The organism is Pseudohongiella sp. SYSU M77423 (assembly GCF_029911965.1).
Classification (GTDB): domain Bacteria; phylum Pseudomonadota; class Gammaproteobacteria; order Pseudomonadales; family Pseudohongiellaceae; genus Pseudohongiella.
Genome location: NZ_JARYTH010000004.1, coordinates 181,689 through 204,776, shown reverse-complemented (window position 1 = coordinate 204,776; position 23,088 = coordinate 181,689). Strand labels below are relative to the sequence as shown.

Sequence of the window (23,088 nt, the reverse complement as noted above, 5' to 3'; positions counted from 1 at the left end):
TGTCAGCTTCGGTGCAGGCTGGAGATATCCGCAACCTTCAAAAACAGGGCACGGAGTTCAGACAGCAAAGCCAGCCGGTTCTGGCGAACTGCGTCATCGTCTGCCATCACCAGTACCTGATCAAAGAATGCATCAACTACAGGTCGCATCGCGGCCAGCTTTTCAAGACCCTGCGTATATTCACGCTTCTCGAAGAGTGGCTCGACAACACCACGCATTTCAGCAACTGCTTGTGCCAGATCCTTTTCAGCGGTTTCTGACAGGAGAGCCTGGTCAACTTCGGTTTGCTGCTGCTTTTCTTTCTGCAGAATATTGGAGACACGCTTGTTGGCCGCTGCCAGTGCAGCGCTTTCAGGCAGTTGCGAAAACCTTTGAACCGCGTTAACTCGCATCGCAAAGTCCAGCGGTCTTTCGGGCTTCAATTCCATCACGGCCTGGAAGACTTCTGTCGATACGCCTTCGCCGAGATACCAGGCCCGGAACCGCTCCAGCATAAACTCAAATACCTGGCTGCCGGTTTCACCGGCAACGCTTACACCCTGCGCCTCATAACTGGCGAGTGATTGCTTGATCGCTTGCGCAAGGTTCAGATCCAGGGACTTTTCCACCAGTATGCGCAGAGCACCTAATGCCGCTCGCCGAAGCGCAAAAGGATCTTTGGAACCAGTCGGGGGCTGTCCGATAACAAACAGACCACAGATAGTGTCGAGTTTTTCTGCTACAGCCAGTACAGCACCGGTATCGCTTGAAGGCACAGCGTCGCCCGAGAATCTGGGTTGATACTGTTCGGTGATCGCCAGGGCGACAGACTCTGGTTCCCCATCATGCAGAGCATAGTAGTAACCCATGGTTCCCTGTAACTCGGGAAACTCACCGACCATGTTCGTCAATAGATCGCACTTGGCCAGTAGTGCCGCGCGTTCTGATGACTCTGGCTCAAACCCGAGTTCACGCGCTATGGACACCGCCAGTTCGGCAACACGACGAGACTTCTGTTCAACCGTGCCAAGCTGTTGCTGAAACACGATATTGCCGAGCTGTGGCAGGCGTGACGCCAGCGGCTGCTTGCGATCGGTTTCGTAGAAAAAAGCTGCGTCTGCCAGGCGGGGTCGGATGACACGCTCATTGCCAGCGATAACCTGCGCCGGATCTTTGCTGTGCAGGTTCGCTACCGCAACAAAATAAGGCAGCATCTTACCCTGCTTATCCAGCACATAGAACGTCTTCTGGTGATTCTTCATCGACGAGATCAATGCTTCAGGCGGAACTGACAGAAAGTGCTCGTCAAACTTGCCGGTCAGCGCAACAGGCCACTCCACCATGCTGGTTACTTCATCCAGCAGATCTGAGTCGATAATGACCTCCGCATCAAGCGCTTTACCCTGTTCAGAAATCAACGACTCCACAGTCTGACGTCGTTGCGCGTAGTCAGCGATGACATGGCCGGGTTTCAGCAATTGCTGTTCATAGCTCTCGGCAGAAGTCAGCGTGATTGGCTGTGGGCAATGGAAGCGATGACCATAGGTGACACGATCACTGCTGATGCCGAACAACTCGGTCTCAACCACATCATCACCAAACAGCATAACCAGCCAGTATACCGGCCGGACGAATTCGTCGCGTGTACTGCCCCAGCGCATTTTCCTTGGAATCGGCAGCTTTCCCAGGGACTGCTGGACGATGCCCGGTAACAGTGTTGCAGTGTCGGCACCTTTCTGGGTGGCGCGATACACAAGCTTTTCAACACCATCGCGGGTGTCCCGCTCCAGATCTGCTACGCTGACACCACAGCCTCTGGCAAAACCCTGCGCTGCTGGCGTGGGGTTCCCATCCTTGTCAAAAGCTGCCTTGACCGCTGGTCCGAACTTTTCCAGCGCCACGTCGTTCTGTCGGGTGGCAAGATCTTCGACGCGAATAGCAAGTCGACGCGGACTGACAAACGGCACTACTTTTGCGAAGCTCAAGCCGGCTGCGGAGAGGCCCGCTTCAACGCCGCTTGTGAAAGCATCGGAAAGTCCTTTGAGCGCCTTCGGCGGAAGCTCGGCACACCCTACTTCTACTAAAAAATGTTTTTCGGTCATGATAGCTGCAATCGGTTGGGTAAATTACTGGGTATTTAACGCGGCCTGCCGCAGCGCTTCTGGCGCCAGCGGGAACCCAAGTTTGCGACGGCTTTCGTAGTACGCCTCTGCAACCTGACGAGACAGGGTACGGACACGCAGAATAAAACGCTGACGCTCGGTTACCGAAATTGCCTGTCTGGCATCAAGCAGGTTGAAATAATGCGAGGCTTTCAGCACCTGCTCATAAGCAGGCAGAGCCAGGCCTTTTTCAATCAGTGAGCTACACGCAGCTTCGCACTCATCAAAGTTGCGGAACAATGCATCAACATTGGCGTGTTCGAAGTTATAAGCGGACATTTCAACTTCATTTTGATGGAATACGTCGCCGTAAGTCACATCTCCTTCCGGCCCACGCGTCCAGACCAGGTCATAGAGGCTGTCCACACCCTGAAGATACATGGCGATTCGCTCAAGCCCATAGGTAATCTCGCCACTGACCGGGAAACACTCCAGACCACCTACCTGCTGGAAATAGGTAAACTGTGTAACTTCCATGCCGTTCAGCCAGACTTCCCAGCCCAGACCCCAGGCACCCAGCGTTGGCGACTCCCAATTGTCTTCAACAAAGCGAATATCGTGAACCTGTGGGTCAATGCCGAGATGTTTCAGAGAGGCAACGTACAGATCCTGGATATCTGGCGGCGAAGGCTTCAGAATCACCTGAAACTGGTAGTAGTGCTGCAATCGGTTCGGGTTCTCGCCATAACGACCATCAGTCGGGCGGCGGCTGGGCTGAACGTAAGCCGTGCGCCAGCTTTCCGGGCCGATCGCTCGCAAAAACGTAGCCGGATGGAAGGTGCCCGCACCCACTTCGAGGTCCAGCGGCTGTAACACCACACAGCCCTGCTTCGCCCAGAAGTCCTGAAGCGCCAGAATCAGGCCCTGGAAGGTTGTAACGTCAGACAAGTCTCACCCCAATGTAAAACGGTTGAAAAGGCGCAATTATGCGGGATTAGGCAGTTAATATCCACTGCGCTAAAATGATGGTTTTAACTCTGAACAAGCTCTGGAGAGCACTCCTATCGACACCCTGAAGACTGCGATTATCAAATTCGCCTTGAACATACTGGCGTGGCTCCCACTGCCGGCCTTGCATATGATTGGTAATGCCATTGGCACAGTCGTGTATATGCTGCCGACAGAAACCAGGCGAGTCACGTTGATCAATCTGCAGCGGGTATTCCCCGAGCTGAGCGCTGAACAAACGCAAAAACTTGCCAGAGAGAGCATCAAGGAAACGATAAAGACAGGCCTTGAGCTCGGCCATATGTGGTGCCGGTCCATTGATCACGTTCTGCGCTTGATTGTCAGCGTTGACGGAATGGAGCATGTCGAAAAAGCTCAGGCCAGCGGTAAGGGCATCATCTACGCGTCACCACATCTGGGCAGCTGGGAGGCGCTGGGACTTTACGTTTCCACACTAGGTCCTCTTACGACACTGTACAAACCACCAAAAATAAAGGGGCTTAACGCGCTTGTCGCTGGTTCAAGAGCCAAAGCCGGCGCCGAGTTGGTCGCCACCGACCGTCAGGGTGTCGTGCGTCTCAATAAAGCTTTGTTGCAGGGCGGTGCCACGGGCATCCTGCCCGATCAGCAGCCCAGGAACGAGGGAGGTGTTTTTGCCCCGTTGTTCGGCATTCAGGCCTACACCATGACGCTGGTGCCTAAACTTGCCAGCCGAACTGGCTCACAGGTAATTTTTGCTTACGCGGAGAGGCTGTCCGGCGGTCGTGGATATCACGTGGTATTTGAACCGGCCGATAATGGGATTTATGAGGCAGATTCGGCTTCTGCGGCGGCAGCCATGAATCGCTCGGTAGAGCGTTGTATTCGTGCTTTGCCCAGCCAATACCAGTGGAGCTACAAACGTTATCGCAAGCGACCGGACGACGACAGCGAGCGATTCTATTAGGCCCGAAGAAGACCCGCAGTTGGTTATCCCGTGCCTCAGCGCCGCCAGAACATCGGCAGGAACAGCACCAGCAGTGTGAAGATCTCAAGACGCCCCAGCAACATGGCCAGGCAAAGTACCCACTTGGCCGGGTCGGAAATATTGGCATAGTTGGCCGCAACGCCCTCGAGACCTGGCCCAAGATTATTGAGGCTGGCGCCTACGGCACTGAATGCGGTCAACACCTCCATACCCATGGCAAGCAGCATGATGAGCAGTGCCATGTACACCATCACGTAGACAGCGAAGAAACCCCAGACTGATTCGATTACACGATCAGGCACCATTCTCCGGCCCAGCTTGACTGAAATAATGGCGTTAGGGTGAATCAGCCGTTTAACCTCACGAATACCCTGCTTGAAGATCAGCAGTATCCGGATTACCTTCATACCGCCACCGGTAGAGCCTGCGCAGGCGCCGATAATGGAGGCGTAGATCAACAAATACGGCAATGCATATGGCCAGGCGTTGAAGTCAGCTGTTGTATAACCGGTTGTGGTCGCTATAGAAACAGTCTGAAACAGCCCGTGGATAAACGAGTTCTGCATGTCGTATGTTTCTGTGGCATACAAAACGATAATCGTGAACAAGGCAATCCCGACCAGGACTACCGTGTAGAACTTCGTCTCCGGGTCGCGAACGTATTGAATCAGGCTGCGCCGCTGCCAGGCGGTGAAGTGCAATGCGAAGTTTATACCCGCCAGGAACATGAATGCGACGGCAATAAGATTCACGATATTGCTGTCAAAATACCCGATACTGGCGTCATAGTTGGAGAAGCCACCAATTGCAACAGTTGTGAAGCTGTGACAGATAGCGTCGAAAAGATTCATGCCTGCCGCCCAGTAAGCAAGCGCGCAAGTCACGGTCAATCCAAGATAGATGTACCACAGTGCCTTGGCAGTTTCTGCCAGGCGGGGAACCAGGTTGTCGTTTTTCACGGGCCCCGGGCTTTCTGCCCGATAAAGCTGCATACCACCGATACCCAGCATTGGCAGTACGGCCACCGCAAGGGCAACGATACCCATACCGCCCAACCACTGTAGCTGTGCCCGGTAAAACAGTATGGACTTGGGAAGCACATCAAGCCCGGTAATGACGGTTGCACCTGTGGTCGTGAGCCCTGAAAAAGATTCGAAAATCGCGTCTGTCACAGAAAGCCGGACATCCAGCGAGAAAAGGAAGGGTAATGCGCCGAAAGTGCTCAATACTGTCCAGAACAACGTCACTACCAGGAAGCCATCACGGGTGCGTAGCTCTTTCTTGGAGCGAAGCGTCACCAGCCAGAGGGTAAACCCGGTCGCAAAGGTGATCATGGCGGAGGTCCAGAACGAGCTCACTTCGCCGTCCCCATACAGAAAAGAGACCAGTATGGAGGGCAGATTGGCCAGCATGCTGAAAAGCATCAGCAAAACACCAAGTATGCGGGCAACAACGGCAAAATGCATAGTAAGTGCTTAACTCCAGATCAGAAAAAGGCAAATCCAACAGCAAAAAGACGCTCTACTTCAGGAATGCGTTTCTTGTCGGTGAGGAACAAAATGACGTGGTCTTCGGGTTCAATCACAATATCGTCATGGGCAATCAGCACCTCTTCGTCCCGAACGATAGCACCTATGGTCGTACCCTGAGGCAGATCGATATCTTCAATAGCACGACCCACTACTTTAGACGACTGGCTGTCACCGTGCGCGATTGCCTCCAGCGCTTCTGCGGCACCCCGGCGTAGTGAATGCACATTAACAATGTCACCTTTACGAATGTGAGTCAGCAGACTGCCAATCGATGCCTGCTGAGGTGAGATTGCGATATCGATTTCACCGCCCTGCACCAGGTCCACATAAGCCGGGTTGCTGATAAGACACATGACCTTGCGCGCCCCGAGGCGTTTCGCCAGCAATGACGACATGATATTTGCCTCATCGTCATTGGTCAGGGCCAGGAAAACATCGGTATCTGCGATACCCTCTTCCTGTAACAGCTTTTTGTCAGAGGAAATACCATTCAGGACGACAGCCCTATTAAGAAACTCGGACAGATAGGCGCAGCGATCCGGATTGTGCTCAATCACTTTAACCTGGTAACGCTCTTCCAGCGCTGAGGCCAGGCGCGCGCCGATATTGCCGCCACCAGCGATGATCAGGCGTTTGTAAGGTCGGTCCATACGGCGCAGTTCGCTGATGACTGCTTTAATGTTTTTGGGAGCTGCGATAAAAAAGACTTCGTCGTCGGCTTCGATGACGGTAGAACCTTCAGGGGTAATGGCGCGGTTGCGGCGGAAAATAGCCGCCACACGAGCATCCACATTGGGCATGTGCTCTCGCAGAAAGCGGATCTCCTGACCGACCAGCGGCCCACCGTAGTAGGCACGAACCGCGACCAGCTGGGCATTGCCATCAGCAAAATCGAGAACCTGCAGCGAGCCGGGCAGCTCAATCAGGCGGCGGATATAGTTCGAAACCAGCAATTCCGGGCTGATGACAACATCGAGCGGTATGGCGTCAGGACGGAACAGGTCATCCTGGGCAATATATGACGCCGAGCGCAGGCGACAGATCTTTTTGGGGGTTTTAAAAACAGAAAACGCAATCTGGCAGGCGACCATATTGATCTCATCGTTTTCTGTCACGGCGATGATCATGTCGGCGTCGTCGGCGCCGGCGGCCCGCAACACATCGGGGTGCGAAGGCCAGCCCTGTGCGATACCGATGTCCAGTCTGTCCTTGAGTTCCCGCAGGGCTTCTGCATCCGGGTCAACCAGGGTGATATCGGTATTTTCGCTTGCCAGGTTTTCAGCCAGTGAGGCACTGACCGCATTGCAGCCCAGAATAATTATTTTCATGTAAAAGCAGGCTCCTGCGCCTTGATCCTTCGTCTGCGTCCGGATGGTGCCGCTGCCGTCAAATTATCCGGCGGGTACCAACCAGATACAAGCCATTAGGCATATTTTCAGTGCACTATTGTTGTTTTTTCAGCAATGCATAATAAAAACCGTCGGGCCCACCATCGCTTGGCAACAGCTGTCGACCAAACCGGCGTCCCGGGGTTTCACAATCAGCTGCCCAAGGCTCCCCGTGATGTTCTGTCAACAGGGGCAGACATTCGGCGTCTGGGGTGCGCTCCAAAAAGGACTCAACCTGTTGAGCGTTTTCTGCCGGAAGAATTGAGCAGGTTGTGTAAAGCATCACGCCACCCGGCGCAAGACATAGCCACATGGCGTCAAGAAGCCGGGCCTGAAGATTCAGCAACTGATCTATATGCTCTGATTTACGCAAAACCTTAATGTCGGGTTGGCGGCGGATGACTCCTGTTGCTGAACAGGGAGCATCGAGCAGAATCCGGTCAAATTGATCACCACTCCACCATGAGTCGGGTTGGCCTGCATCTGCGCAAACAACTGTGACCGGTGCCTCGTGCAGCTGAAGGCGCTGCAGATTCTGGTGGACACGCTGCAGCCGGCGACTGTCACTGTCCAGTGCCAGCAATGATGCCAACTCCGGCTGTGATTCCAGCAGGTGCGCTGTCTTGCCACCGGGTGCCGCGCAGGCATCAAGCAGATGATCGCCCGGTTGTGGTGCCAGTAATGCTGGGATCAATTGAGATGCCTCATCCTGAATGCTTACCCATCCTTCTGCGAAACCAGGGAGCGCATGGACAGACAGCGCTTTTTCAAGATAGATGGCGCTGTCGGAAAGTTTGCCCGCTGAAGCACTTATGCCCTGCCCTGCCAACTGCTCAAGATACGCGTCACGGGAAATTTTTGAGAGATTGACCCGGAGGGTCATTGGCGGATGCACATTTCCCTGCTTCAGCACCTCGCTAAATCTGTCAGGCCAGGCCTGCGTGATGGCCGAGCGGAGCCAGACTGGATAGGAGTCAGCGAGTGCTGCCGCATCATCAAGTAGCGAGCCGGTATCGTCAGTCTTATGCTGCTGGCGCTGCCATTGTCTCAATACCCCGTTGATCAAGCGTTTGGCCCAGACTTTTTTCAGGGTGACAGCGGCATTGACGGTCTCATTGATGGCAGCATAATCCGGCAACCGGAGGTGCTGCAGTTGATACAGGCCGATCAGCAACAGGCAGTGAATGTCTGCGTCTTTGCGTCGTATAGGTTTGTCGAGCAGGCCAGCCAATTGGCTCTCCAACTGGAAAAACCAGCGACAGGTACCGAAACACAACTCCCTGAGCAGTGCCTGACCATCTGCTGATTCTGTCCCCTCACCCGGTTTAGGCAGCAGGCTGGCCAGAGAGCCCTGCTGTTTTACCAGGCTCGCCAGAATTGTGGCGGCCTGAGCCCGAATCTGGGCGGGCGTCACGAGGGAGTCTCGATGCTGGAGAACTGCTTGCCGGGTTCAAACATGGCGCGTCGAGCATTCAAAAGATCGGTTACAGACATGACGTTCTTGCCGGGTAGCTGAACCTGCTGAAGCGCCAGCTCGCCATCACGACAGGCGATACGCAGCGATTTGAGGCTCTGGCCCTGAGTGGTGCCGGTCGGTGAATCCTCGCAAGTCAGATCGACCGTGCCGAGGATCGTGCCAGGCGACTGATTCTGTTTGCCACTTAGCACCTGTGCACGGATGAACCTTATACGCTCGCCATTTATGAAAGTGTAGGCTGGATTTCTGCCAATACCGGCACGGATGCAGCGGTTAATTTCTTCCGCGGTCTGGTTCCAGTCTATCAGGGCCTCTGACTTGTCCAGCTTGCGCGCATACGTCGTGCCATCATCGGTTTGAGGCTCAGCGCTGGACGCCAATGAATCGAAATTTGCCAGCGTATGTATCAGAGCCTGGCAACCCAGCACGGCAAGGCGGTTTTCAAGGGTCTGACGATCGTCTGCGTCAGAAATGGGCGTCTCAATTTTGTGGATCATGGCTCCGGTATCGAGACCAGCGTCCATTTGCATGATGGTGACGCCAGACTGTTTGTCGCCAGCGAGAATGGCACGCTCTATTGGCGCCGCACCGCGCCAGCGCGGCAAAAGTGAAGCATGCACATTGATGCAGCCGAGCCGCGGGAGGTCGAGAACTGCCTGGGGCAACAGCAGGCCATAGGCCACAACAACCATAAGATCAGCATTCAGAGCTGACAGCTCCCGTTGCGCATCAGTATCTTTAAGTGAGGCCGGCTGAAACACAGGCAGCTGGTGCTGTTGGGCAACCTGTTTGACCGGGCTGGGCTGCAGTTTCTTGCCCCGTCCTGCGGCACGATCGGGTTGAGTATATACGGCCACAATGTTGTGGCCAGCATCAATCAATGCCTGCAGGTGACCGGCGGCGAACGCCGGTGTGCCGGCGAACACCAGTTTGAGTTTTGACATGAGATGGGATCAGCCGTTCGCCGCCAGTTTGTGGGCTTTTTCGAGTTTGCTGCGAATGCGTTGCCGTTTCAGATTACTCAGGTAATCAACAAACAGTTTGCCATTGAGATGGTCCATCTCGTGCTGGATACAAGTGGCCAGAAGGCCGTCAGACACCATTTCAAAAGCCTCGCCGTGCCGATCCAGAGCATTGATCTTGACCTGTCGTGGCCGGCTGACAGTTTCGTAAAAACCAGGCACCGAGAGGCAGCCCTCATCGTATTCGGCAAGCTCATCGTCCAGCACCTTGATGGCCGGGTTGATGAAAACCAGCGGCTCGCTTTTGTCCTCGGAAATATCAATCACAATCAGCTGTTTGTGCACATTGACCTGAGTTGCGGCGAGGCCAATGCCGGGCGCCTCATACATGGTCTCGAACATGTCATCAATCAGCTGGCTGAGTGCTTCGTCAAATGTATCAATTGGCTCCGCCACGGTACGCAGCCGCGGATCGGGAAACTCCAGAATTTCGAGTTTGGCCATAGTTCACTCCGAAAAGACATTATCGTTTCGGCAGCAGCGCACAAGCTGTGCCATAAACGCTAAAGGACCTTGATGATTTGCAGATTATTGCGAATTGTAGCACAGGCGATGCGCCGGGATGCGCATCCTCAGACGTCATACACGGAGGTAAACGATGATGTCCTGCACAGATCTGGAAAGCTACCTTCTGCTCTACCATGCCCTGGAAAGCCACGCCAATCGCATGCACCGATTGCTGGCCAGGGCCGGCAGCGCCAGAGGCGCGCTGGAATTGCCAGTAGACAGCCTGCAGCAACTCAAGCTGGATGATGACGTTATCCAGCGCATACAAACTGCAAGAGATTCGAATTCGCGGGCAAGACAGGCGCTCGAACAGACCCTGAGGTGGAGGCAACAGGATGAGCACAGTCTTGTATTGTTCGATGACCATCGCTATCCAGCGCTACTGCGCGAGCTGCCAGACCCGCCGCCGGTACTGTTTGTTCGCGGTGATCCAGGCATTTTTTGCCAGCCCTGCATTGCGCTGGTCGGCAGCCGTAACTGTAGCCGGTATGGCAGAGACCTGGCGGGCCGAATAAGCAGGGATCTTGGGCGCGCCGGATTTACGGTGGTAAGTGGTCTGGCCAGCGGTATCGATACGGCCGCACATATGGCGAGCGTGATACAGGACAAACCAACCATTGCCGTATTGGGCAACGGGCTGAATACTATTTATCCAAAGGCAAATGCCGAACTCGCGTCCAGTATCAGTCATGGCGCTGGTAGAGGAGCTGTTATCTCTGAGTTTCCGCTGCATTCACCACCAGACGCCTTTCATTTTCCCCAGCGCAATCGGATTATCAGCGGACTGAGTCTTGCCGTATGTGTGATAGAGGCGACGATGAGAAGTGGCTCGCTTATTACCGCGCGCCTTGCTCTTGAGCAGGGACGCCATGTGTTCGCGGTGCCCGGCTCGGTCAACACACCGAGCAGCAGGGGATGTCATAGCCTGTTGCGCCAAGGCGCCACACTGGCGGAAAATGCCACAGATATCATTGAGCAGCTTGCACCGATGGTTCAGGGTCAGCTGGAGCTGCAGACCAAAGAAATTCCAGGAAACGCAGTTTCTAATAAAGCTGTGTCGGTTCCCAATGGCTGTACAGACTTACTACGGCTAATTGCAGACGATGGTGTTACCAGTGATGCGCTAATGAGTCATTCACAGTTGCCCCTGCCGTCGCTGAACCTGAAGCTGCTTCAGTTGGAGTTGTCTGGACACATCTGCAAACAGGCAGGTAAGTGGTTTATAAACCGATGAACAATCAAGCCGAGAAAACGCTATGAAAAGACTGGCTGTAGACAAAGCCTGCAGGGTGCTGTCATCCGCGGGGGTCATCGCCTACCCGACCGAGGCGGTCTGGGGCCTGGGTTGCGATCCATTCTCACAGCAGGCCACGCTGCGTTTGTTGCAGATCAAACGCCGGCCTGTTGAAAAAGGTATGATTCTCGTCGCCGCAACAATTGAGCAGCTGGATTTCATTTTATCGGCGCTGCCCACTGAGCAACTGGATGTGCTGAAAAAAGGCTGGTCCGGGCAGGCGAAGTCAGGCCCGGTTACCTATCTGGTGCGGGACTCGCAGGATGTGGTGCCGTGGTGGATAAAAGGAGATCACCCGTCTGTTGCGCTGCGTGTCAGCAGCCACCCTTTGGTCCAGCAATTGTGCAGGCAATTCGGTGGCCCGGTGGTTTCGACCTCGGCCAATCTGGCCGGCAGGCCGGCGATTCGTTCAAGAGTATTGTTAGAGCAGCAACTCGGGGCGCAACTGGATTATGTGCTGCCCGGGTCACTGGGGGGTGCCAGCAAGCCATCGCAGATTATTGATCTGGCGACAGGCCAGGTCATGCGCGCCGTCTGATATTTAAAGAGGAGATCTGGTCATGGTTGATCAATCAAACGAACAAGCAGACCAACAGGTAAATACCGAGGCGGTCAAAACTTTCCTGCTGACTTTGCAGGACAACATTTGCGAACGGCTGGAAGCACTGGATGGGCAGGCGCGCTTTCACGAGGACTCCTGGCAGCGTGACAAAGGTGGCAGTGGTATAACCCGCGTCATCAGCGCCGGTAAAGTCTTTGAAAAAGGCGGCGTAAACTTTTCCCATGTCTACGGTGATGCGCTTCCTCCCTCGGCCACAGCAAGTCGGCCCGAACTGGCTGGAAGACGCTTTCAGGCCATGGGTGTGTCACTGGTCATACACCCGGACAACCCGTTTATTCCGACCTCTCATGCCAACTTTAGGTTCTTTATCGCTGAAGACGACAACAAGTCTCCGGTCTGGTGGTTCGGGGGCGGTTATGACCTGACACCGTATTATGGCAATGAAGAGGATTGCCGGCATTGGCACCGAACGGCAAAAAGCGCCTGTGACGCGCATGGTGAAGACCTGTATCCAAGATTCAAGAAAGAGTGCGACGATTATTTTTATCTGCCGCACCGGAAAGAAACTCGCGGAGTTGGTGGCCTGTTCTTTGATGACTTTAATGAAAAGTCTTTTGAAGACACATTTGCGATGGTGCAGGATATTGCCAATAGTTATATGGAAGCCTATGCACCCATCGTGGAAGCGCGCATGTACGTGCCGTTTGCCGCCGAACACAAACAATTCCAGCGCTACCGGCGTGGTCGTTATGTAGAGTTCAATCTGGTGTTCGACCGCGGTACCCTGTTTGGTCTTCAGTCCGGACTGGGTCGCGTTGAATCCATACTGATGTCTTTGCCTCCTGAGGTGAGCTGGATTTATGACTGGCACCCTGCCCCAGGCACTGAAGAGGAGCGCCTCTACACTGAATTCCTGGGCGCTCGGGATTGGGTGTAGGAACTGATGGCCGATATTGATCGATACGCGGTAACCGGCTATCCGGTTGCGCACAGCAAATCCCCCTTCATTCATGCACAGTTTGCCGAGCAGACTGGCGAACGGCTGTCTTACGACAGCCTCGAACTGTCACCGGAGAATTTTGTGGCCGGTGTTCACAAGTTCTTTGCTGAGGGCGGCAAAGGGCTGAACGTGACTGTGCCGCATAAAGAAACCGCCTGGCGACTGGTCGACTGGCTTGCCCCAAATGCAGAGCTGGCTGGCGCTGTAAACACGCTCTACCAATTAGCCGACGGGCGACTCGCTGGCGACAATACCGATGGTACCGGTATGGTTCGCGACATCGAAAAGAACCACGGCGGCAAACTGGCTGGTGCAAACATCATGATAATTGGTGCCGGCGGTGCCGTGCGCGGTGTGTTGCCGCCATTGATCGCAGCCAGGCCCGCTTCGATCACCATCGTCAATCGCACACTGGCGCGTGCCGCGTCGATGGCTGAGGATTTCAGCTCGCAGTATCCACTCAGGGTGCTGAGCCTGGAGCAGCTGCAGGGCCAGCCGTCGCCAGATCGAACTCCTGCGCCGGACTGGCTGATCAATGGAAGTTCTGCGGGCCTGCAAGGAGAAATGCCGGCATTGCCAGGCTGGCTGATATCAGCCGCTACGGGTTGTTATGACATGGTTTACGCCCCGGGCGGGACGGTGTTTCAGCAATGGGCACGCGAGAGTGGTGCGCTGCTGGCGCTGGATGGCAGTGGTATGCTGGTTGAGCAGGCTGCCGAATCATTCCGCATCTGGCGCGGTGTCCAGCCGGAGACACAGCCCGTTATCGCGGCACTTCACGCCTTGCTGGCCAAATAGCGGTCCTTTAGCTCGCAATACTTCTTAGCCGTGTAAAGGAAAAAGGATTTTTCCTGCTCGGTCAGTTTGCGAGCCTGCTTCACCGGAGAGCCAACATACAGATAGCCGCTCTCCAGTGTCTTGCCAGGCGGCACCAGGCTGCCGGCGCCTATGATCACATCGCTTTCGATAACGGCCCCATCCATGATGGTTGCACCCATGCCGACAAGGACGCGATCGTGTATCGTGCAGCCATGAAGCATTACTTTGTGGCCAACGGTGACATCGTTCCCCACCGAGCATGGGAAACCGCCTGGGTTAAAGGGCCCATCGTGGGTCACATGTACAACCGAGCCATCCTGGATGCTGCTGCGGGCGCCGATGCGAATGCTATGAATGTCGCCGCGGATGGTTGTCATAGGCCAGACAGAAGAATCATCGCCTATTTCTACCTGACCGATTACAACAGCGGTCTCATCGACAAAAACGCGGTTTCCAAGCTGTGGTTCGTGGGACTCGAAGCGTCTGATGCTCATAAAGCTTCCTTTTCGGCAATGGCTTGCGACAATGATATGATGAGAGCCGTTTTTCTTACTACCCAGACAGGAGTTTTTCTGGATGCCTGCATCGACTGCCAATCAGAATCCTTTGCTTGCCTTTGATCGACTGCCGGATTTTGCCACCATCCGCGCGGAACATATCGAGCCGGCCGTCCGACAGGTTCTGGCGGATAATCGAGACACGCTGAAATCCCTCGAGGCCGACAACTCGTTGTTAACAGATCCTGCCTGGGATTCATTAATGGGAGTGCTGGATGAGCTGGACGACAGGATTGGCAAAGTGTGGTCAACTGCCAGCCACCTTAACAGCGTAATGAATACGCCTGAAATCAGGCAGGCCTACACCGACTGTCAGCCATTGATTTCGGAGTACTACTCCGCGCTGGGTCAAAGCGAAGCGCTTTACCAGCGCGTAAAGGCGCTCTACGAGGCGGCTGAGGCACTGTCCCTGAATGCATCGCAACGCAAGATATTAAAAGACAGCCTGCTGGACTTCGAACTGTCGGGTGTCAATCTTTCCGGCGACAGCAAAAAGCGGTTCGCTGATATACAAAACCGATTAAGCGAATTAAGTAATCAGTTTGGCAACAATGTGCTCGATGCTACCAGAGCATGGAGCAAGCTGGTGGAAGACAGGGAAATCCTGTCTGGTATGCCTGAGGCCGCCATCAGTGCCGCAGAAGAAGCAGCGACACAAAAAGGGAAAAAGGGGTTTCTGCTGACTCTGGATTTCCCGTCTTACTACGCAGTGATGTCCTACGCCGACAATGCAGAGCTACGCCAGGAGGTATATCAGGCTTACACCACCCGAGCGGCTGAATTTGGCGATAAAAGTCTCGATAATCAGCCAATCATGCTGGAAATTCTCAAGTTGAGAGAGGAAAAAGCAAAGATCCTCGGATTCTCCAACTACGCCGAAGTATCCGTGGCCCGCAAGATGGCCAACTCGGTGGAGCGGGTAAATCAGTTTCTTGGTGATCTGATCCATTACAGCCGTCCGGCAGCCGAGCGCGAGTATCAGGAACTTTGTGAGTTCGCCGAGGAACGCTTCGGTGTGACTTCGCTGAATGCCTGGGACATAACGTATTTCAGCGAGAAGCTGCGCAAAGAGTGTTATGACATTTCACAGGAAGAGCTGCGCTCCTGGTTCCCTGCGGAAAAGGTCAAGGCGGGCCTGTTCCAGATTGTTGAGACACTTTATGGCGTGCAGATTTCCAGGGACACCGATGCCAGCGTCTGGCATCAGGATGTTGAGTTCTACTCGATTCTACGCGACGGTGAGGTGCTTGCCCGCTTTTACCTGGATCTGTATACCCGAGAAGGCAAGCGAGGTGGAGCGTGGATGGCGGATTGTCGCAACCATCGTGTCATTTTCAACGGAGATGCGGTCGTATCGCGACAACTCCCGGTTGCTTACCTGGTTTGTAACTTTGCGCCTGCGACTGCCAGTCAGCCAGCGCTGCTGACGCACAATGATGTGACCACTCTGTTTCATGAGTTTGGTCACGGATTGCACCACATGCTGACACGAGAGCCGTATCTTGGCAGTTCGGGTATCAGTGGCGTCGAATGGGATGCCGTTGAACTTCCCAGCCAGCTGATGGAAAACTGGTGCTGGGACAGTCGGGCTATCGCCATGATCTCCGGCCACTATCAGACAGGTGAAGCTCTGCCGGACGTCCAGCTGGAGAAAATGATTGCCGCCAAGAACTTCCAGTCAGGCATGAGATCCGTGCGTCAGCTGGAGTTCGCACTGTTCGACTTCATACTGCACCAGACTCCCTGTTCAGACGAAAGCGACTTTATTGCTGAAGTGTTGAGCGCGACGCGAACGAAAACCTCAGTCTATCCGGTTCCAGACTATAACCGCTTTCAAAACAGCTTCTCGCATATATTCGCTGGTGGCTACTCGGCTGGATACTACAGTTACAAATGGGCTGAGGTGTTATCAGCAGACGTATTCTCACGCTTCAACGAGTCTGGCGTTCTCAATCCGGATGTAGGGGAGAGCTTTCTTGACAAAATATTGTCAAAAGGTGGTGGTGCGAGTGCACTGACCCTGTTTAAAGATTTTATGGGCAGAGAGCCGGATATGTCAGCTCTTCTGAGGCAGGAAGGGCTCGACAGGCCCGGAAATCAAAGGATTAGTTGATCTAACGCAGGGATTTGGGTGGCAAAGACGTCTATATTGCCCGGCGCATGGAAGGCCAACAACGTGTCAAATGTTGGCCGGATTTCATGGCAATTGAAGAAAAAATTTTTTATAATGCCCGGCGCTTTAATTTGCACCTGAAAATCCTGCCCAAAATCTGCTCCGGTTACAGCCTTTGATACGTCAAGGGAACGTCACGTCCGGGTCCTGGGTCACGCAAGGGGTTACACAAGTCAGCGCAAGTGGAGCGTCTGAAATCAAAACAATAAATACATCTAAAACGTAGAAACAGCCTTTTCTTACTATACGGAGACACGGCGAATGTTGTCCAAAGCAAAGCTGTGGTTAAGCCTTGCCTTCGGCACTCTGCTTATGTGGAGCGCTGGTGCGCATGCAGCCTGGGAACTCAATATGCCCAGGGGCGTAACCCAAATCAGTCGCGAGACCTATGACCTGCACATGACAATCTTCTGGTGGATGATCGCCATCGGGGTAGTTGTTTTCGGGGTTCTTTTCTGGTCCATCATCAACCATCGCAAATCCAAAGGTGCCAAACCGGCAACTTTCCACGAAAGCACCAAAGTGGAAATCGTCTGGACACTGGTCCCCTTCCTGATTCTGATCGCGATGGCCATCCCGGCAACACGGGTGCTGACCGCAGCTTACGACGCGTCCGAATCCGAACTTGATGTTCAGATCATCGGCTACCAGTGGCGTTGGGAATATCGCTACATGGACGATGATCCGAATGCCGAAGAAGTTTCTTTCTTCAGCTCGCTGGCAACATCCCGTGAAGAAATCAGCAATTCAATCGACAAGGGCGAAAACTATCTGCTCGAAGTCGACAACCCGCTGGTTATCCCATCCAACACCAAAGTGCGTTTCCTGATGACTGCCGCGGACGTGCTGCACGCGTGGTGGGTGCCTGAATTTGCCATCAAGAAAGACACTATCCCCGGCTTCATCAATGAGTCCTGGGTAATCGTGGAAGAGCCTGGCATCTATCGTGGTCAGTGCGCCGAGCTTTGCGGTATGGAACATGGTTTCATGCCTATCGAAGTTCACGTGCTTGAACCGGCCGACTTTGAAGCCTGGTACGCCGAACAACAGCAGCAGGCGCTGCAGGTTGCCGAGTTGACCAACGCTGCACTGAGCATGGACGAAGCCATGGCAGAAGGCGCAGAGATCTACAGCCGCAACTGCGTCGCCTGTCACCAGGCCAATGGCCAGGGCATGCCACCTGCATTCCCTGCACTGGCAGGTAGCGCCAAGGCAACCGGTGACATCGGCGTGACCATGGACACACTGGTCAATGGTGTTCCTGGCACAGCCATGGCTGCTTACGGTCGTCAATTAAATCCGATTGAGCTCGCCTCCATCATCACCTACGTGCGCAATGCCTTCGGCAATCAGTCAGGTGACATGGTTCAGCCCGCTGAAGTCAACGAATTCATAGTAGGGGGACAGTAAACGCCATGAGTAGCGCTGCTATCGATCACGCACATGATCACGACCATCACCATGGTCCTGCCAAGGGAATTTCCCGGTGGCTGTTCACAACCAACCACAAAGACATCGGTACTCTGTACCTGTGGTTCAGCTTTGCGATGTTTCTGTTGGGCGGTACTTTTGCTCTCGTAATCCGCGCAGAGCTGTTCCAGCCTGGCCTGCAATTCGTAGAGCCTAACTTCTTCAACCAGATGACCACCATGCATGGTCTGGTCATGGTATTCGGTGCGGTCATGCCAGCGTTCGTGGGCCTGGCCAACTGGATGATTCCGTTGATGATTGGTGCGCCTGATATGGCGTTGCCACGCATGAACAACTGGAGTTTCTGGATTCTGCCATTTGCGTTCACGCTGATGGTGTCCACCCTGTTCATGGAAGGCGGTGGTCCCAACTTCGGCTGGACGTTCTACGCACCGCTGTCGACGACCTATGCTCCCGATTCAGTGACTTACTTCATCTTTGCCGTCCATATCATGGGTGCATCGTCCATCATGGGTGCGATCAACGTGATCGCGACCATTCTGAACATGCGTGCGCCTGGCATGACCCTGATGAAAATGCCACTGTTCGTATGGACCTGGCTGATCACTGCCTACCTGCTGATCGCGGTTATGCCGGTTCTGGCGGGTGTGGTTACCATGATGCTGTTCGACATCCACTTCGGTACCAGCTTCTTTAACGCGGCTGGCGGTGGTGACCCGGTACTGTTCCAGCATCTGTTCTGGTTCTTCGGTCACCCTGAAGTTTACATCATGATTCTGCCGGCATTCGGTATCGTGTCTGCGATCATCCCGACCTTCGCCCGTAAGCGTCTGTTCGGCTACGACTCAATGGTATACGCAACTGCGTCAATTGCTTTCCTGTCCTTCATTGTATGGGCGCACCACATGTTTACCGTCGGCATGCCTCTGGCTGGCCAGCTGTTCTTCATGTACGCCACCATGCTGATCGCCGTTCCGACAGGAGTGAAGGTGTTTAACTGGGTTGCCACCATGTTCCGCGGTGCCATGACCTTTGAAACGCCAATGCTGTTTGCAATCGCGTTCGTAGTGCTGTTCACCATCGGTGGTTTCACTGGCGTCATGCTGGCGATTACCCCGGCTGACTTCCAGTATCACGATACTTACTTCGTTGTTGCCCACTTCCACTACGTACTGGTACCAGGCGCAGTATTCTCGCTGATGGCGGCCGCCTACTACTGGTTGCCTAAGTGGACCGGCTACATGTACGACGAGACACTGGGTAAGCTGCACTTCTGGATGTCGTTTGTCGGTGTAAACCTGCTGTTCTTCCCGCAGCACTTCCTGGGTCTGGCTGGTATGCCCCGCCGTATCCCGGACTACGCGCTGCAGTTTGCCAACTTCAACTGGATCTCCAGTGTCGGTGCATTCCTGTTTGGCTTCTCGCAGCTGATTCTGCTGCTGGTTGTCATCAAGTGTATCCGCGGTGGCAAAAAAGCAACTGCCCAGGTCTGGGAAGGTGCTCAGGGTCTGGAATGGACTGTGCCGTCTCCGGCGCCATACCACACCTTTGAAACGCCGCCTGACCCCAGCCTGATCAAGGCTCAGTAAGGGCAAAGAGGTACTGTCAAATTTACGATGTAGTTGTACCGGAGTAGATGAGATGACCAAGAACGTAGCGAAAGGTAATAACAAGAAACTAGCCGTAAAATTGTTGTTTGCCGTGGTAGGTATGTTTGCATTTGGATTTGCTCTGGTACCTCTGTATGACGTGATTTGTGACATCACAGGTTTAAACGGCAAGACTGGCGGACGCGTGGAAGTTGCGGAAGCCGGTCAGCTGATTGAAGAAGATCGCGAAGTAACGGTGCAGTTCATTGCGCACCAGAACGTCGAGATGGGCTGGGAGTTCAAGCCCTCTGTCAATCAGATGCGCGTCAAGCCAGGTGAGGTTCATGTAGTTCATTACCGTGTCAGCAATCCACGAGACACCTTGATGGTAGGACAGGCGATTCCGAGTGTGGCGCCCAACGCAGCAGCAGGCCATCTGAACAAGATTGAATGCTTCTGTTTTGCAGAACAGCCTTTGCAGGCTGGTGAAACGGTCGACATGGCACTGCGCTTTTTTGTTGACCCCAGGCTGCCGGAAGAGATCACCAAACTGACCTTGTCCTATACGCTGTACGACATCACGGAAAAAAGTAAGACAGCGGCAGTAGCCAGCAGGTAAACGAGAATAATATTGTTATTTCTGGAGAGATAAGATGGCCAGCGAAAGCTCCCATAGTGTGTATTACGTACCGGAACAGACCAAGTATCCGTTCTTTGCATCGATTGGTTTGTTCTTCATGGTATTTGGCTTAGGCAGCGTGTTGAATGACGTGTCTGCGGGTGATTCTGTAGCGGTGTCCACCTGGATAGCCCTGGCCGGATTCCTGTTGCTGTCCTTCATCATTTTCCAGTGGTTCGCCACAGTGATTCGTGAAAACCACGCCGGTTTGAACAATGACCAGCTCAAGCGCTCATACGTCTGGGGTATGGCATGGTTCATTTTTTCTGAGGTGATGTTCTTCGCGGCATTCTTCGGCGCCCTGTTCTACATCCGGACACTGGCAGTGCCGTGGCTCGGCGGTGAAGGCGAGAAGGGTCTGGCGGGTGAAGTACTGTGGCCGGAATTCCAGGCTGCGTGGCCGCTGGTCGTCAACCCGGATCCCACACTGTTTACTAACCCGCACGAAGGATTGAACGTCAAAGAGTGGAGCGTGAGCTTCTTCGCTGGCTACCTGCCCTTCTGGAACACGGTTATCCTGATTACTTCATCGGTGACTCTGCACTATGCGCACGTTGCGCTGAAGGCAGAAAACCGCAAGCGTCTGCTCCAGTGGATGTTTGTGACAGTAGCTCTGGGTATCCTGTTCCTGGCATTGCAGGCGCTGGAATATGTAGAAGCCTACGGACACTACGGCATTACCCTGGATTCCGGCATCTACGGTTCTACGTTCTTCCTGCTCACGGGTTTCCACGGCTTCCACGTGACGCTGGGTACGTTCATCCTGATCGTCATGCTGCTGCGTTGCCTGAAGGGCCATTTCAAGCCGAATGACCACTTTGGATTCGAAGCAGCTGCCTGGTACTGGCACTTCGTTGACGTGGTCTGGGTAGGTCTGTTTATCTTTGTTTACTTGCTGTAAACATCAATCGGTCGTCATTCAGTGACATATGACCAGGGACGGCTCGCTTATGCGGGCCGTCTTTTTTTGAGAAGGTTTTTAATTGTGAAAGTGTCAGGGGTTCCAGGGGGTCTGTAGATTCAGCTGGCCAGTACTAAGTCCGTAAAAGACCAGGACCATCAAAATTACCGCCATCGTTACGCGTACACCCAAAGCATACATAACACGCTTGGATCTACCCTGGTCTTTGTAGAAAAAATAAAATCCGGCAGCCAGACTGATCAAAATGCCGATCAGCAAAACAACAATAGCAGCTTGTAACATAGTGGTCCTCTGAAGGATTCCGTAAGGTTCAAATATTGGAAAACCATAATAGCAGCATAGATTGAGGTTGGCTTGTTTCGAATAAACTGGAAACTCACAGTGTTCACTGCCCTGCTGTTCCCTTTGCTGCTATCACTGGGCTTCTGGCAGTTGTCGCGCGAACAGCAGAAGATTGATCTGCAGAACCAGTATGAGCAGCGTCTGCTGGAAGCGCCAGTCACGCTGGACCGGGTAGACTGGCTTCAGCAGGATCTTGGCTGGACCCGTGTTCAGGCGACTGGACGATTTGACGGGCGCCGGCAGTTCTACCTCGACAACCGGATATATGACTCTCAGGTGGGTTATGAGGTACTGACACCATTCGACACTGACTACGGAGTGCTTCTGGTCAATCGGGGATGGGTGCCGCAGGGCCGCACACGGAAGGAGCTTCCCAGTGTCAGTGCGCCGGACGGCCCGGTGACGATAAATGCGGTGATCTATGTGCCGGATGGCGAATTGATGATGTTTGCCGAAGATATCTATACGGATTCCTGGCCACAGGTCGTCCAGAAAATTGATTTGCCGAGCTCAGCCGAAGTGCTTGGTCAGGATCTGCTGCCCTATAGCGTTAGACTGGAGACCGGCTCACCAGGACTCCTGCAGCCAAATTGGCAGGCCATAAATACACGACCCGGTGTGCATCGTGGTTACGCTGTCCAGTGGTTCCTGATGGCAGCGGTGCTCATTGCCCTATATTTAATGTTCAGTTTCAGACGTTCGGAGAGCTGATATGCAACAAATGACTCGTACCAAACTTAAACTCGCATTTTTGCTGCTGATCGCATTTGTTCCGATCACAATGGCAACATTCGCATTTCGCTCAGCGTCTGAGTCCGGATTTTTTGGCGGAACTGTCAATAAAGGTAATCTGATAAATCCACCAGCCGACATCACCGATCTGGCCATGCTCGACGCGGCAGGTAATCCTGTTTTTCGGTCATTTGACGAACTGGTGGCTGAGCTGGAAAGCGATGATGATTATGAGCCGCAACCCTGGCATATCGTATTCGTAAACACTCAGGACTGTGATGCATCCTGCCGGGAGCGCATTCATTTACTTCGGCAAATGCACATCACGCTGAATAAGAATACGCCGCGAGTAAGGCGCTACTACCTTGAGGCAGGTGACCTGGCTGCGAATATGTCGCCGTTGAGCCAGGAAAGTCGAGATCATTTTCGTGCCGAGTTCCCCAGCATGGGGGTGGCGTTTGCAGATGAGACCAGCGTAGAGAACAATCTGGCCGCTAAAGGTGTGGAATTGAACCTGTCAGACGACAACTACATCTTTTTTGTCGATCCGGTGGGCAATGTCATGATGTATTACGACAGTACCCACGGGATCGACGATATCAAAACCGATCTGGAAAAACTGCTCCGTCATTCCAGCCTTGGTTAATGTTCAACGTGCGCCGGTGCCTGGTTGGCGTCATGCCCCAGGTACTGGACACGGGCCGACTCTGTATAATTGCCCTCTACTGCCATAAAGAAGATCAACAGCAACAATACTATTGGCGGACCAAGAATGGTCATGACCAATGCCATCCGCTCCCACTTTACATGCATAAAGATGGCTAAGATGAATCCGGCCTTCAACGCCATAAAAAGTAATACCAGTGTCCAGCGCATGACGCCCTGCACATCCAGGTAGTCGACCATGTAGCTGAACAAACTCAGCACAAACAGCAAAATCCAGATCTTGTAATAAATCCCCAGCGGGTGTTGTTGTCCTGCTTCAGATGCCATAACCAGGCTCCTC

22 protein-coding genes are annotated in these 23,088 nt (G+C 53.8%); 12 read left to right on the top strand and 10 right to left on the bottom strand.

What is annotated here, in order from left to right; all coding sequences use genetic code 11:
* Positions 1-2: 2 nt before the first annotated feature.
* Together glyS and glyQ are read right to left on the bottom strand one after the other, a co-directional pair.
* The gene (gene glyS, locus QGM61_RS10555) at positions 3-2,081 is read right to left on the bottom strand and encodes a glycine--tRNA ligase subunit beta (protein WP_237132553.1); all 2,079 of its coding nucleotides are present in this window, start codon (positions 2,079-2,081) and stop codon (positions 3-5) included.
* Between the two features lie 24 nt (positions 2,082-2,105).
* On the bottom strand, positions 2,106-3,029 hold the full coding sequence (glyQ, locus tag QGM61_RS10550; protein WP_237132552.1) for a glycine--tRNA ligase subunit alpha: 924 nt from the start codon (positions 3,027-3,029) through the stop codon (positions 2,106-2,108).
* Positions 3,030-3,129: 100 nt separating this feature from the next.
* On the opposite strand from glyQ, the gene QGM61_RS10545 reads away from it, so the two are divergent.
* The gene (locus QGM61_RS10545; RefSeq protein WP_317622183.1) at positions 3,130-4,035 is read left to right on the top strand and encodes a lysophospholipid acyltransferase family protein; all 906 of its coding nucleotides are present in this window, start codon (positions 3,130-3,132) and stop codon (positions 4,033-4,035) included.
* 35 nt (positions 4,036-4,070) lie between these two features.
* On the opposite strand, the gene QGM61_RS10540 is transcribed toward QGM61_RS10545, so the two are convergent.
* The 5 genes from QGM61_RS10540 to def all read right to left on the bottom strand — a co-directional run bounded on the left by QGM61_RS10540 (position 4,071) and on the right by def (position 9,919).
* Positions 4,071-5,522 (bottom strand): TrkH family potassium uptake protein, encoded by a 1,452-nt coding sequence (locus QGM61_RS10540; RefSeq protein WP_237132550.1) that lies wholly within the window; start codon positions 5,520-5,522, stop codon positions 4,071-4,073.
* Positions 5,523-5,542: 20 nt separating this feature from the next.
* Entirely contained in the window at positions 5,543-6,916 is a 1,374-nt protein-coding gene (gene trkA, locus QGM61_RS10535; protein ID WP_237132549.1) for a Trk system potassium transporter TrkA, read from the bottom strand.
* Between the two features lie 115 nt (positions 6,917-7,031).
* A complete protein-coding gene (gene rsmB / locus QGM61_RS10530) occupies positions 7,032-8,390 on the bottom strand; it encodes a 16S rRNA (cytosine(967)-C(5))-methyltransferase RsmB (RefSeq protein ID WP_237132548.1) in 1,359 nt (452 codons plus the stop codon).
* The gene (gene fmt, locus QGM61_RS10525) at positions 8,387-9,397 is read right to left on the bottom strand and encodes a methionyl-tRNA formyltransferase (RefSeq protein ID WP_281132911.1); all 1,011 of its coding nucleotides are present in this window, start codon (positions 9,395-9,397) and stop codon (positions 8,387-8,389) included. The genes rsmB and fmt overlap by 4 nt, the downstream gene beginning before the upstream one ends.
* A 9-nt stretch (positions 9,398-9,406) precedes the next feature.
* Complete coding sequence (gene def / locus QGM61_RS10520; protein WP_237132546.1) at positions 9,407-9,919, bottom strand: peptide deformylase; 513 nt, start codon at positions 9,917-9,919, stop codon at positions 9,407-9,409.
* 154 nt (positions 9,920-10,073) lie between these two features.
* Here def and dprA point away from each other — a divergent pair, with 154 nt between their 5' ends.
* The 4 genes from dprA to aroE are packed head-to-tail and all read left to right on the top strand — an operon-like array spanning position 10,074 to position 13,636.
* On the top strand, positions 10,074-11,216 hold the full coding sequence (gene dprA, locus QGM61_RS10515) for a DNA-processing protein DprA (RefSeq protein WP_281132910.1): 1,143 nt from the start codon (positions 10,074-10,076) through the stop codon (positions 11,214-11,216).
* A gap of 22 nt (positions 11,217-11,238) precedes the next feature.
* On the top strand, positions 11,239-11,814 hold the full coding sequence (locus QGM61_RS10510) for an L-threonylcarbamoyladenylate synthase (protein ID WP_281132909.1): 576 nt from the start codon (positions 11,239-11,241) through the stop codon (positions 11,812-11,814).
* A gap of 22 nt (positions 11,815-11,836) precedes the next feature.
* The gene (hemF, locus tag QGM61_RS10505; RefSeq protein WP_237132543.1) at positions 11,837-12,775 is read left to right on the top strand and encodes an oxygen-dependent coproporphyrinogen oxidase; all 939 of its coding nucleotides are present in this window, start codon (positions 11,837-11,839) and stop codon (positions 12,773-12,775) included.
* 15 nt (positions 12,776-12,790) lie between these two features.
* A complete protein-coding gene (aroE, locus tag QGM61_RS10500; protein ID WP_317622182.1) occupies positions 12,791-13,636 on the top strand; it encodes a shikimate dehydrogenase in 846 nt (281 codons plus the stop codon).
* Here the strand turns inward: aroE and QGM61_RS10495 are convergent.
* Positions 13,615-14,151 carry a gamma carbonic anhydrase family protein gene (locus QGM61_RS10495; RefSeq protein WP_281132907.1) on the bottom strand — a complete coding sequence of 179 codons (537 nt, stop codon included), beginning with the start codon at positions 14,149-14,151 and terminating at the stop codon, positions 13,615-13,617. The genes aroE and QGM61_RS10495 overlap by 22 nt on opposite strands.
* 82 nt (positions 14,152-14,233) lie before the next feature.
* On the opposite strand from QGM61_RS10495, the gene QGM61_RS10490 reads away from it, so the two are divergent.
* The 5 genes from QGM61_RS10490 to QGM61_RS10470 all read left to right on the top strand — a co-directional run bounded on the left by QGM61_RS10490 (position 14,234) and on the right by QGM61_RS10470 (position 20,987).
* On the top strand, positions 14,234-16,327 hold the full coding sequence (locus QGM61_RS10490; protein WP_281132906.1) for a M3 family metallopeptidase: 2,094 nt from the start codon (positions 14,234-14,236) through the stop codon (positions 16,325-16,327).
* A 321-nt stretch (positions 16,328-16,648) separates the two neighbouring features.
* Positions 16,649-17,797: a cytochrome c oxidase subunit II gene (coxB, locus tag QGM61_RS10485; protein ID WP_237132539.1), complete on the top strand. Its 1,149-nt coding sequence runs from the start codon at positions 16,649-16,651 to the stop codon at positions 17,795-17,797.
* 5 nt (positions 17,798-17,802) lie between these two features.
* Positions 17,803-19,407: a cytochrome c oxidase subunit I gene (gene ctaD, locus QGM61_RS10480; protein ID WP_237132538.1), complete on the top strand. Its 1,605-nt coding sequence runs from the start codon at positions 17,803-17,805 to the stop codon at positions 19,405-19,407.
* 52 nt (positions 19,408-19,459) lie between these two features.
* Complete coding sequence (locus QGM61_RS10475) at positions 19,460-20,026, top strand: cytochrome c oxidase assembly protein (RefSeq protein WP_237132537.1); 567 nt, start codon at positions 19,460-19,462, stop codon at positions 20,024-20,026.
* A gap of 34 nt (positions 20,027-20,060) precedes the next feature.
* On the top strand, positions 20,061-20,987 hold the full coding sequence (locus QGM61_RS10470) for a cytochrome c oxidase subunit 3 (protein ID WP_237132536.1): 927 nt from the start codon (positions 20,061-20,063) through the stop codon (positions 20,985-20,987).
* 93 nt (positions 20,988-21,080) lie between these two features.
* On the opposite strand, the gene QGM61_RS10465 is transcribed toward QGM61_RS10470, so the two are convergent.
* Positions 21,081-21,290 carry a DUF2909 domain-containing protein gene (locus QGM61_RS10465; RefSeq protein ID WP_281132905.1) on the bottom strand — a complete coding sequence of 70 codons (210 nt, stop codon included), beginning with the start codon at positions 21,288-21,290 and terminating at the stop codon, positions 21,081-21,083.
* 99 nt (positions 21,291-21,389) lie between these two features.
* Here QGM61_RS10465 and QGM61_RS10460 point away from each other — a divergent pair, with 99 nt between their 5' ends.
* Both QGM61_RS10460 and QGM61_RS10455 read left to right on the top strand, forming a co-directional pair.
* Positions 21,390-22,061, top strand: coding sequence for an SURF1 family protein (locus QGM61_RS10460; protein ID WP_281132904.1), 672 nt, complete (start codon positions 21,390-21,392; stop codon positions 22,059-22,061).
* 1 nt (position 22,062) lies between these two features.
* Positions 22,063-22,728 carry a hypothetical protein gene (locus QGM61_RS10455; RefSeq protein WP_237132533.1) on the top strand — a complete coding sequence of 222 codons (666 nt, stop codon included), beginning with the start codon at positions 22,063-22,065 and terminating at the stop codon, positions 22,726-22,728.
* Here the strand turns inward: QGM61_RS10455 and QGM61_RS10450 are convergent.
* Positions 22,725-23,075 carry a cytochrome C oxidase subunit IV family protein gene (locus tag QGM61_RS10450; protein WP_237132532.1) on the bottom strand — a complete coding sequence of 117 codons (351 nt, stop codon included), beginning with the start codon at positions 23,073-23,075 and terminating at the stop codon, positions 22,725-22,727. The two genes, QGM61_RS10455 and QGM61_RS10450, sit on opposite strands and share 4 nt — an antisense overlap.
* Positions 23,076-23,088 lie beyond the last annotated feature (13 nt).